The sequence below is a fragment of the Paenisporosarcina sp. P5_A11 genome (genome assembly GCF_056400705.1).
Genome location: NZ_JBFUKT010000091.1, coordinates 1 through 12,706, shown reverse-complemented (window position 1 = coordinate 12,706; position 12,706 = coordinate 1). Strand labels below are relative to the sequence as shown.

General features: G+C 38.4%; 6 protein-coding genes. 5 read left to right on the top strand and 1 reads right to left on the bottom strand.

What is annotated here, in order from left to right; all coding sequences use genetic code 11:
• The 5 genes from AC1DOS_RS12670 to AC1DOS_RS12650 all read left to right on the top strand — a co-directional run.
• The coding region (locus AC1DOS_RS12670; protein WP_477537794.1) for a S8 family serine peptidase at positions 1-3,970 on the top strand (3,970 nt) is incomplete at its 5' end.
• Positions 3,971-5,046: 1,076 nt separating this feature from the next.
• Positions 5,047-9,321, top strand: a complete 4,275-nt coding sequence (locus tag AC1DOS_RS12665; RefSeq protein ID WP_477537796.1) for a S8 family serine peptidase — start codon at positions 5,047-5,049, stop codon at positions 9,319-9,321.
• A gap of 117 nt (positions 9,322-9,438) precedes the next feature.
• Entirely contained in the window at positions 9,439-10,119 is a 681-nt protein-coding gene (locus AC1DOS_RS12660; protein ID WP_108587040.1) for a hypothetical protein, read from the top strand.
• A gap of 53 nt (positions 10,120-10,172) precedes the next feature.
• A complete protein-coding gene (locus tag AC1DOS_RS12655) occupies positions 10,173-10,772 on the top strand; it encodes a hypothetical protein (protein WP_477537793.1) in 600 nt (199 codons plus the stop codon).
• 322 nt (positions 10,773-11,094) lie between these two features.
• Entirely contained in the window at positions 11,095-11,634 is a 540-nt protein-coding gene (locus tag AC1DOS_RS12650; RefSeq protein WP_477537795.1) for a signal peptidase I, read from the top strand.
• A gap of 277 nt (positions 11,635-11,911) precedes the next feature.
• On the opposite strand, the gene AC1DOS_RS12645 is transcribed toward AC1DOS_RS12650, so the two are convergent.
• Positions 11,912-12,358, bottom strand: a complete 447-nt coding sequence (locus tag AC1DOS_RS12645; RefSeq protein WP_477537792.1) for a site-specific integrase — start codon at positions 12,356-12,358, stop codon at positions 11,912-11,914.
• Between the last annotated feature and the right edge of the window lie 348 nt (positions 12,359-12,706).

Genomic DNA, 12,706 nt, shown 5'->3' with positions numbered 1-12,706 from the left:
GGTTGAAATGGCCAAACAAAAACGTAGTACTTTTTCTCTTTCTAGAGCAGAAGAGAAGGTTGAAGCATCACATAGTGAATTTATAGATGCACTTCAGAAGTTAGCTAAAAGTAAAAAATCCCTTGAAATTAACATTACACATGAATATCGCGATGCTTTTAACGGTGTAGCCATCACATTACCTGGTAATGTAGTTGAAGATTTAATTCGAACTGGTGTTGTCAAGCGTGTATGGAATGATGGGAACATACAGCTTGATTTACCTGAAGTAAAGGAACAATCAATAAAGCCTAAAATGATAGACAGCATTCCACAAATTGGAGTGGACAAGCTCCATGATGAGAATATAAAAGGACAGGGTATTAAAGTTGGGGTAATCGATACAGGCATCGACTATAATCACCCAGATTTGAAAGATGCATACGCTGGGTACCGTGCAATAGAGGGGCAAGATCCAAGTGCGGTTGATCCCGATAGCGTAAAAGGGTGGGACTTCATCGATAACGATGCCGATCCTATGGAAGAGACTTATGATAAATGGGTGAATTCGGGTAAGCCGGAGTTTGATATGGATGGTAATAGTTACTATACATCACACGGTACACACGTTTCGGGAACAGTTGCTGGCCAAAAAAATAATAACGTGGACTATGCTGTAAAAGGTGTAGCACCTGAAGTTGATTTGTTTAATTACCGAGTACTAGGGCCATATGGTAGTGGAAATACGAGTGGAATTCTTGCAGGTATTGATAAAGCAGTGGGAGATGAAATGGATGTTATTAATCTATCCCTCGGTGCAAATGTAAATAACCCATTAAACCCACTATCTGTCGCTGTTAACAATGCAATGCTTGCTGACGTAGTAACAGTTGTAGCAGCCGGGAATGCAGGACCGGGAAATATGACGGTGGGAACCCCGGGGACTGGGGCACTTGCTATTACTGTTGGAGCTAGTGATGTATCACAGGTAATTCCAACATTTACTGCAACTACAAATAAAGAGTCATTTATAGATGTTCAGTTACTTGCGAAAAACTTCGGAGATAAACTTGAAGGTTTCCAAAATCAATCTTACTCTATTGTCTTTGTAGGATATGGTACAAGCAGTGATTTTGAAGGGAAAGATCTAACAGGGAAAATTGCGCTCATCGAACGCGGTGAGGCTGCGTTTGATGAAAAAATTCGAAATGCCAAAAAAGCGGGAGCAGAAGCTGCTATTGTTTACAATAATGTAGCAGGTCAAATTCCGTATTATATCGGTGAAAGTACGGCATATATTCCATCATTCCGCTTGTCAAAAGAAGATGGAGAGAAGTTGAAAGAACTAGTAGTAACTGAAGCAGTGGAAGCAGTGGAACCAGTAGAACCAATAGAGGCAGTAGAGCCAGTAGAACCAATGAAACCAATCTTTACGTTTGGAGAATTAGGAAACACAAAATCGAAAGGCGATTATCTAGCTGATTTTAGTTMAAGAGGGCCTGTCGCGCAAAGTTATGACATTAAACCAGATGTTGTTGCCCCTGGAGTAGCAATTTACTCTACGTATCCATCATTTGTAAATGATCCAGAGGGAAATAGTTATGATACAGCCTATGCGAGGATTCAAGGGACATCAATGGCATCTCCGCATGTAGCGGCTACAGCAGCGCTAATTTTACAGGAGAACCCTGAATATACGTCGTTTGATGTAAAAGCAGCCTTAATGAATACGACAGTTGATTTACAGGAGGATTATTCGGTTTATGAAGTAGGAGCTGGACGTATTAACGCTTATAATGCGGTTCATGCAGATACATCCGTTATGGTGCTTGATCAAACCGAGATGGTAGAGGGCGACGAAGTTGTTGAGATTGAAGAAGAAACAGCATCAATTTCGTTTGGAACTCATTACCTATCAGATGATGTGATTGAAGACGCTAGGACTATGGTTATTAAAAACCGTCAAACAGAAGATAAAAAGTTTGATTTTGATGTTGAATTTTTACAGGCAAAAGATAATAGACAGGATGCCACGGAAAATGGTGTTCAATTTGACATTCCGAATTTTGTAACAGTTCCGGCAGGGGAAACTACGGAATTAGAACCAACAATTCATATTCCACAAGATGCTGCAGAAGGAACGTATGAAGGCTATATTAACATTGTGAATGAAAGCAATCCGGATGAACGCTATCAAGTTCCATTTGCTATACGTGTTACTGGTAAAGGTATTGATTTTGTMGATCTAGAAAGACCAGTAATCACGAATGAATGGGATGACTTCCATGCGTTTATAATGCCCTTTACACCCGTTATTTTCAAATTTAAAAGTCCGATGGAAACAGTTGATATCATCGTAAAAGATGGCAAAACTGGGGACCCAATTGGATTTGTCGGATCATTATATGGAGCATCTAGTGTCATGCCAGGTACTGAAATGTATATCATGCAAGGGTTTACGGGAAATGTAAATCCATTTACCAATGATCCGTTATATCCAATTTCAAATGAGACTGTTAGTTTACCAGAAGGTAAATACACATTTACAATGATTGCAACCGATTTACAAGGAAACACCTATACAACTGATGACGTTGCAGTCGTTGATACGACAAAACCCGAAATGACCTTTAAGGACTTCAAACCAGGTATATATGAAGTAGATGAATCTATGTATACAAATGAAGATGGACATAATGCGGTATGGGTTCATACAAATATTCAAGACTCGTCGATAGATTATCTAAGATCTAAGGGACTAGATTATGACCAATCATCAAACACTACAGTTTACTCTGAAGGCTCACCATTCCCGACCGGATATTTGAAAGTTAAAGAAAATGGTGATATGAAGTTTGGAATTGCTCCTGAAGAGATTGAAAAAAAGCCATACGTTCTTGGTTTACAAACATTTGATATGGGTACAACCGCGAGGTATGACAATTATATCTTTATGAAAGAGGGGACATTATATGCCACTCCTTCGTATGATAAATCTAAGGTACAAAGTAAAGACGAGATTACGGCTACATTGACCTTAAATAATGTGAAAGAACTAGCTGCTGGGCAATTCGATGTCGGGTTCGCAACTAATCATTTTAAGTTCAAAGGTGTTAAAGCAAATGAAGTATTTAAAAAGTATGCAGAAGACAATAATCTTGAGATTAAATTAAATGAACCAACATTTAAAGATAATTACAGTGAGACGATTGTAAATGTTGGGGCTTCACTTGAAGGTTCTACTATTGAAGGTATTAATGGCGATCAGGCCTTTTTAGATATTACCTTTGAAGTTATTAACGATGAGTATTATTCGGGCAATTACGGCTTTAATTATAAGAACGTAACTTATACCGGGGTTAATAAGGTAGAGCCTGTAAAAATTCCAGTTTTCCAGCACGACCAGTTTGCAATTATTCCGCAAACTGCTAAGGTGGGAGGCCGTATATTCCCGGAGGCTCTTACGGAAGAAACCGGAGAAGTTTTTTATGGCGTGGACTTAAGTAAAATAGGTGCCAAAGCCTATGTGAAAGCTCCAAATGGTAAAAAATATGGAAGTGCCATCAAAAAAGATGGCACATTCTTTATCGAAGGAATTCCAGCACACGAAGGCGAATTCAAGCTAATTGTAGAAGTACCAGGACACTTAGATAGTGTAAGTAAGGTAAAGGTCGCCCAAAAGGTTGATGGGGATTGGAGAGGTAGATGGACTCGTTCTTATCCACCATTTAATTATGCCGGCGATGTAAATAATGATGGATTAATCGACATTATGGATGCTATGCGCGTTGTAGCACAATATGGCAAGGCAGATAAGAAAATGGACATTAATATAGATGGAATTGTAGATGAACTTGACATTCGTTTGATCGAAAAGAACTTCTTGAGGGTTGGGCAAAATGCCGGTAAAAATAAACAACCAGTAGAGAAGTTGGGGGAAAAGGGATTGAATGATTTTTTACAATCAGTAGGTCTCAAACCGAATAATTAATTGACACTGACATTTTAGTGATTTAATGGGGGTATATGCGCACAACTCAGTTGTGTGCATATACCTTTTTAAATAAGACTGAAAATTAAATCTGCAGTATAAAGAATATGGGGGAATAAAAATATGGTAAAGACGAAAGGTATGAAAAAGACAAAAAACTTGTTGTTGGGTACAGCACTTGCTGGTACTTTGCCCAGCTAGGGGAGGATTGAACTACCTCCTTCCTCGGGGTGGTCTCTCACCACAAGCAAGAAAGCTTCGCCGTCAGCCTTATAGCTCCGGCTCTCCCTTGGAAGGCGCCTACGCTGTAGTCACGTRTTCAACTTATATAGCAACAAATATCGAGGTAGAGGAGCATGACAAACTCGAGGAGATAACAGATTCTAAGCCTTTATTACTAACATAAATTGAATTTGTAGGGATCGAAATCTGCACTACAATCATATGAATGTTGTTAATACGATGCTAGGAGCACTCATCAAATTGTCATTAATTGGAATATTATGTAGGTATTTTTATAGAATACTTCCCGAAAACGTTGAAAACATGTTTTTTAGGTATTAAGGACCTACTATATGTAAATGTCTAAATATTTATATTAATGTTGCAAATTGGGGTAATTTACACTAGGTTCTGTCTTGTTTTATAGAAGTTTAATATTTTCATAATAATCCGCGACTTCGAATCGCGAAACAGCCTGATTTTGTGCTCTATTACGCTATAAATAGTATGAGCTAATAGCTCTTCAATTGATTAACTATTTTGTTTATTTAGTAATTATAAATTATAAAGATGGATATTTAATCCATCGTGATTGTATTCAACAAGGGTCTTTTGTGGTGTTTTCAGAATAAACAATAGGTCGAAATTAATATTCAATATAGTATGATGATACGAAATTACCCCAATACATAGTCTTTAAAGTGTGGTGTAGTATGTTGTCTATGGGTGTGACGTTACACTTAGGCATTCCCTTATAAAGAATGAAAGGGAGGAATAATTTGTTAATTAATTCGGAAAGTAATACGACGAATTCGGGAGTGGATGAAGTGAGTAAAGAAAAAAAGTCTAAGAAAATGCCAATGAAATTCGCAAGAGCGATGATGATGGCAATGCTATTACCAGCTACGATGTTTCCCGCGATGCCATCAGTTGGAGCTACTGATGGGGCAAAAGATATCCAAGAGATTTTAAGCAATCTTACCGATGAACAAAGAAGAACACTCAACGAATTAAAGGTGGAAAATGGATTTACCATCGATCCAGCTATCAATCTTGCTAGTAAGGAACCTATAAGCGTTATTGTTCAATATAAGCAGGATCCGGCAAAGGTTGAACTAGCTAAACAAAAAAATCAACCTAGCCGTACGTCTGTTTCTCAAGTAGAAGCGAAGGTTGAAGAATCACACCAACAATTCAAAGAGGTAATTCAGAACTTAAACAAAAGTAAAAAATCCGCGGCCATCAACATTACACATGAGTATCGTGATGCTTTTAACGGTGTAGCCATCACAATAGCAGGCAATGCAGTTGAAGAACTAGTGCGAACTGGCGTTGTCGAACGAGTTTGGAAAGATGAGGACGTAAAGCTTGATTTGCCAAAAGTACAACAAAAGTCCATCAAGCCTAAAATGATAGACAGTATTCCACAAATTGGAGTGGACAAGCTTCATGATGAGGATATAAAAGGGCAGGGTATTAAAGTTGGGGTTCTTGATACCGGCATCGACTATAATCATCCAGATTTACAAGGGGCATATGCTGGATACAAAGCAGTTGAAGGACAAGACCCAAGTAAAGTGGATCCTGACAGCGTAAAAGGATGGGACTTTATCGATAATGATGCTGATCCCATGGAAACGACGTATGACGGATGGAAAGCGTCTGGTAAGCCGGAGTTTGATGCGTATGGCGGTTCCTACTATACGTCACATGGTACACACGTTTCGGGAACGGTTGCCGGACAAAAAGATAATAACGTGGACTATGCTGTAAAAGGTGTAGCACCAGAAGTTGATTTGTATAATTACCGCGTACTAGGGCCATATGGTAGTGGTCCGACAAGCGGAATTCTTGCTGGTATTGATAAAGCAGTGAAGGATGAAATGGATGTTATCAACCTATCCCTTGGGGCGAATGTAAACCAGGCACTAAATCCATTGTCAATAGCTGTTAACAATGCGATGCTTTCTGATGTCGTAACGGTTGTAGCAGCTGGGAATGCTGGACCGGGAGCCGGAACAGTGGGAACACCTGGAACTGGGGCACTTGCCATTACAGTAGGAGCGAGTGATGTGTCACAGGTCGTTCCAACATTTACTGCAACAGCAAATGAAGAGACGTTTGTAGATGTTCAGCTACTAGCGAAAAACTTCACGGATAATATAGAAGACTTCCAAAATCAGTCGTATGAAATGGTTGATGTAGGATACGGTAAAAAAAGTGATTATGATGGAAAAAATCTAACAGGGAAAATTGCACTTATTGAGCGCGGTGAGCTTGCATTTGATGAGAAAATTCGTAATGCCAAAGTAGCAGGAGCAGAGGCTGCGATTGTTTACAATAATGAAGCAGGTCAAGTCCCGGTTTATATTGGTGAAAGCACAGGATACATTGCCTCATTCCGCGTATCAAAAGAGGATGGCGAGAAGTTAAAACAAGCGCTAGCAACGAACCCAAGTAAAGCAACAGATTCAGGGGAGTCAAAAGAATTACCTGAGTCGGCGGAAGTAATCGAGGCAGCAGAGACAGCTGTGCAAACAGAGTCAACTACGTTATCGGAATCAGTCTTTACATTTGGTGAAGTAGGAAATACAAAATCGGAAGGCGATTATTTAGCCGATTTTAGTTCAAGAGGACCTGTCGCAGGAACCCTTGACATTAAACCAGATGTTGTCGCTCCAGGTGTAGCGATTTACTCAACGTATCCATCATTTATAAATGATCCAGAAGGAAATACGTATGAGACAGCCTATGCAAGAATTCAAGGAACATCCATGGCATCTCCGCATGTAGCTGGAGCAGCAGCGCTCATTTTGCAGGAGAACCCTGACTATACGGCGTTTGACGTGAAAGCAGCACTGATGAATACGTCCGTTGATTTACGAGAGGATTATTCGGTTTATGAAGTTGGGGCTGGACGTATTAACGCTTATGACGCGGTTCATACAGATACATCCATTAAAGTACTCGACCAAACTGAGATGGTAGAAGGCGACGAAGTTGTTGGGATTAAACAAGAAACAGCATCATTTTCATTTGGAACGCATTATCCATCAGAAGATGGGATTGAAGACGGAAAGACAATGGTAATTAAAAATAGTCAAATTGAAGATAAAAAGTTTGCATTTGATGTCGAGTTTCTACAGGCAAAAGGGAATAGACAGGATGCGATGAAAAATGGTGTTCAATTTGATGTACCAGATACTGTAACGGTTCCGGCAGGAGAGACGTCAGAATTGGAACCAACCATTCGTGTACCAAAGGATGCTGCCGAGGGAACATATGAAGGCTATATTCATATGGTGAACGAAAGCAATCCGGATGAACGATATCAAGTTCCATTTGCTATTCGTGTGTCAGGTAAAGGCATTGATTTCGTAACGTTGGAAAGACCGGCTATCACAAATAGTTGGGATTTTTTCCATGAATACCTAGTACCTTTTACACCAGTAGCTTTCAAATTTAAAAGTACGATGAAAACAGTTGATATCATCATAAATGATGCTGAAACTGGAGAACCGATTGGACTTGTTGGGTCAATATCCGACGCATCCTTTATCACGCCAGGTACTGAAATGTATATCACACAAGGATTTACAGGGAATGTAAATTTATTCACAGGTGATCCTTTGTACCCGATTTCATATGAGAATTTCGAATTACCTGAAGGGGGATACACATTTACAATGATTGCATCCGATTCAGAGGGAAATACTTATGTAAATGAAAACGTTGCAGTCGTTGATAATACAGAACCTGAAATGACCTTTAAGGATTTGAAGCCAGGATTATATGAAGTGGATGAGTCTATGTACACAGATGAAGATGGACATCGCGCGGTATGGGTCCATACAAATATTCAAGATTCGTCGATCGATTACCTGAATTCAAAGGGACTGAATTATGACCAATCAACAAATACAGTTGTTTATTATGAAGATTCACCATTCGCAGCCGGACTTTTGGGCGTAAAAGGAAATGGTGATATGAAGTTTGGTGTTCTTGCGGAAGAGATTGCGGATAAGCCATACAAGCTTGCCTTATCGACATTTGATATGGGGACAACTGAAAGGTTTGACCAGTATACCTTTATGAAAGAGGGGACATTATACGCCGCTGCTTCGTATGATAAATCCAAGGTGCAAAGCAAAGATGAGATTACAGCTACATTGACTTTAAACAATGTGAAGGAGCTAGCGGCTGGGCAATTTGATGTAGCATTTGCGAAGAAATACTTTAAGTTCAAAGGTGTTAAAGCAAGTGATGCATTTAAAAAGTACGCGGCAGACAATAATCTTGAGATTGCATTAAAGGAACCGAAATTTAAAAATCAATACACCGATACGATTGTGACGCTCGGGGCTGCACTTGAGGGGGCTTCTGTAGAAGGTATAAGTGGTGATCAAGCCTTTTTAGATATTACTTTTGAAGTGATTAATGATGAGTATTATGGAGGCACTTATGGCTTTAACTTCAGCAACATAACGTATTCTGCGGTTAATGAGACGAAGCCAGTAACAGTTCCTAAATTCGGACATGACCTGTTTAATATTATTCCGCAAACGTCTAAGGTGGAGGGCTATATCTCACCGGAAGCTCTTATGGAAGAAGACGGAGAAGTTGTTTATGGTGTGGACTTAAGTAAAGTAGGTGCTAAAGTCTATGTACAAGCGCCAAATGGTAAAAAGTTTGCAGGGGACATCGATGAAAATGGTGGATTCTTTATCGAAGGAATCCAGGTGCAAAAAGGCGACTTTAAGCTAATTATTGAAATACCAGGTCACTTAACGAGGGCAAGTAGTGTAAATGTTGTCAAAGAGGTTGATGGAGATTTGACGGGTCGTTGGCTTCGTTCTTACCCACCAATTACTTACGCTGGTGATGTAAATCATGATGGCATGATTGATATTATGGACGTCATGCGTGTCGTTGCGCAATACGGCAAAAAAGATAAAGCAGTAGATATCAATATTGATGGAATTGTAAACGAGCTCGACATTCGTTTAATCGAAAAGAATTTCTTGAGAGTTGGACATGACATTGGTAAAGATAAAAAACCAGTCGAGAAGTTAGGTAAAAAAGGATTGAATGATTTCTTACAATCAGTAGGTCTCAAGCCAAATAATTAATGATACTGACATTTAGTGTTTTAGTGGGGGTATTTGCGCACAAGTAAGTTGTGTGCAAATAACTCTCTAATGGGACTGAAAATTAAAACTATAAAAAGGGTATGGGGGAATAAAAAAATGAAAAAGACAAAAAAAATGTTGTTGGGTACAGCACTTGCTGGTACTTTGGTTGTTGTATCAGCCGGATTTGGAACATATTCATGGTTTACTTCGGAAACAAATGCGCTAGGGGATATGAAAAGTGGTGTTTTAGCAATTAACGACGGAATTGATATCGATACTCCAATTTTTTCTGGTACGAAATTTACTCCTTCACAACTGCAATACGGTGAGTGGCTTTCGCTTTCAAACACTGGTGATTTAGACACATATTTAAAAGCGACTTACAAACACTCTGTAGACAAGGCATCATTGGGTGCATATGAGGTTGGCTATATGGCTATGAAATACACAAAAACACCTGGCCAAGATGTATATGAAGATTCTAAAATAAAACTAGCAAACCTGTTAAAAGGAACAACAAATGAGCGCTCCTTATCCATTCCGAGCAATTCTGATGGGGTAGAGATAGTCGGGAATGTTGTGTCTCAAGAAGCAGTTGATTCTGGTGAAATTATATTCGGAAAAGGTGAAAAGGATTCATTTTGGCAGTTGGATGAAGGCCAATATATCGATATTATGATTGGTATTAAGCTTGATGAAAGTGCCGGTAATGAATACCAAGGAGCAACGTACAGCGCTGCATTTAACGTGATCGCCAAACAAACAGATGAGGGCGCAAAATACGAAAATAAATAAAAGATTTTCGTGTAAGAGGTTTTTAAAATCGATTGTATGAGGAGGATGGACTTATGGCAAGGGGAAAAAAAGGCCTCATGTTAATTAGTACCCTAATTACCTTTTACCTTTTATTCTTTGTCATGGGTCAATATGACACCTCGGCATGGTTTGTTAGTGAAACGAATGCACGTGGATATATGGAAAATGCGAAAACAGAGGACGTGCTTTTCAAAACCTCTGAAGTAATTTCTTATGAACCGGGTGGAATTGTGGCTATTAAAGTTGATATAACGAACATATCTGAAGTAGAAATTCCAATTCAACTCGAAGGCCATAAAGTGAATTTATTTCCCGAAGAGACTTTCTCTGAAGTATTTCATGAAAAGGTTGCTATGGGCGTAACGGAAATAAATTTTCAATTGACGGGATTTGCTAACTATATTAACGAGTTAATAACTATTCCGTTGGATCAAAAACTATTGCTGGAAACAACTTTAATTGAAAAAAAAGAGGATATCGATGTAAATGAATTGGGACCGGATGATGCGAAAGTAGAACCAGAAGAGACCGATGAAGTCGATAAGGTAACAGAGCCTGAAACTGAGCAAGAGCCAGAGATCGAAAATGAAGTTGAAGTTGAAGTTGAAGTAGAAAGCGAAAGCAATTCATAAATGAAGAGGCTGCCCCTAAAAATTATGGATTTTTAGGGGCAGCCTTCATTCCTTAATATTCTTTATAATTATTTCTCTGGAGAGTAGCTAATTTAACAGTGAACTTTGTCAATCGTTTGGCAAACGGGAAAATGTATGAGGGTGCTATTGATTTTCATTATTTATTAAATACATATTATAGGATTCTTGCGTAGTGAAATGCTAAGACAGGTGAATAAATTGAAGGATCTATGTCGGTCTATTGGACTTGAATGGCGGAAATAAAAGCTTCACAATACATTATAAGATTATGCATAACTAACAGAAATGGAGTGAATAAGTGATGGTTATCGTAAAGAAAGGATTGGCCTTAGTTTTCAGTTTGTTCATTGCCATTATGATAATCCTAATTTTAATGTTTGTTTACCAATCTTTCAAAAAATCGAGTGAACCTACATTCTTTTTTGGTTATCAACCATTAACGGTGTTATCAAACAGTATGAATCCTTCCTTCGAGACAGGAGATATGTTGTTTGTAAATAAAGTAGACCCAACGGAAGTAAAAGTAGACGATGTTATTACCTTCAAGGAACTGGGCGGTGTGTTAATTACGCATAGAGTTATTGAAGTTATCAATAATAGTGGTGGAATTGGCTTTGTAACTAAGGGAGACAATAACAACGTTAAAGATGAAGAGGTGGTAAAAGGTGAAAACCTAATAGGAAAACAAGTTTTCAATATCCCAAATGCAGGGCATATTGCAAAAAAATTAAGAAGTCCTRTTGGGTTGATATTATTTATACTTCTTCCTTTAGTTAGTTATATTTGTATAGAAGTTTATGACCGTAAAAAGGGTGCAAATCAAAGAGAAATAGCGAAGTAGGGATAAGATTAGAGAGAACGGCTCAAATTCAAATATTCCAAAGTAGGATGTTACGTTAAATGATTAAACTTTCACGACTATTTGGCACAAAGGTACAAGAAAATAAGACTCGTCAAGACTAACCATTCTCAATAAAATGAGGGCGATTAGTTTTTTTCGGTTTCGGCTATTTACTTCTCAAAGACCTGGTAAATTAATTTTAGGTGCCTGTGCAATACACTATTTATTGTAGTGAATTGTTTACCGTTGTTTTATGCGTGGCTCCGTTCACTTATCCCTAAATTGTGGCCAATAACTTGAATATAACCTCATTTCTTTTTGATAAGGACGAACGATCTTGTTCCAGCGAACGAAACAATTGCTGAAGATCACTTAGCGACATATACACAGGGAGTTTTCTTTCGGTTTTGGGTGTTTCAATGCCACTAATAAAGTCATGCAGCAGATGTTTTTCTTTAATCGAGTACTTCGTGAATGATTTCAAAGACGATATTTTTCGATTCATGGATCTAGGTTTTTGTTTACGTGTTCCTAGTTGATGCTGGATAAAGCGGCGCACTTGGGTTTTCGTGATGGAAGACAAAACCGTTGAACAGTGATGAACCTCTAAAAAGGCTAAAAATTGATACAAATCGTATTCATAGCTGACGACCGTAAGATTCGAATAATTTTTTTCAATTTGGATGTACAAAATGAACTCGTCAATTGCTTCGTTTAATTGCAATGAAAAACCTCCTTGAGGTGCAGAGTGATTAAACGATAATTCAGTATCTGTACAAATACGCTTAAATAGGAGGATTATCGTTCACATGAAAAACGCGAAGTATGAGAAGAAAAGTACCGAAGGTAAGTTCCAAAGTACAGATATTTAGGAACTATAGAGAATACGACCAATCATGGCGTTTCTTTTAACTAGTTGACATAATATAAATTATAGGAAGCTACATCTCAGTAACCAAGTATACTTGTAACAGTGAGACAAAACAGAAAAAACCATCGAAATTAAGCAATTTCGATGGTTTGATCATTTGTATCTAGTTTAATATTTCTTTGCTTCATTTGAATTAAGAAA

Excerpts from the sequence above, each read along its gene's own strand:
- AC1DOS_RS12665 (WP_477537796.1), top strand. The coding sequence starts at position 5,047 with ATGCCAATGAAATTCGCAAGAGCGATGATGATGGCAATGCTATTACCA.
- AC1DOS_RS12660 (WP_108587040.1), top strand. The coding sequence starts at position 9,439 with ATGAAAAAGACAAAAAAAATGTTGTTGGGTACAGCACTTGCTGGTACT.
- AC1DOS_RS12655 (WP_477537793.1), top strand. The coding sequence starts at position 10,173 with ATGGCAAGGGGAAAAAAAGGCCTCATGTTAATTAGTACCCTAATTACC.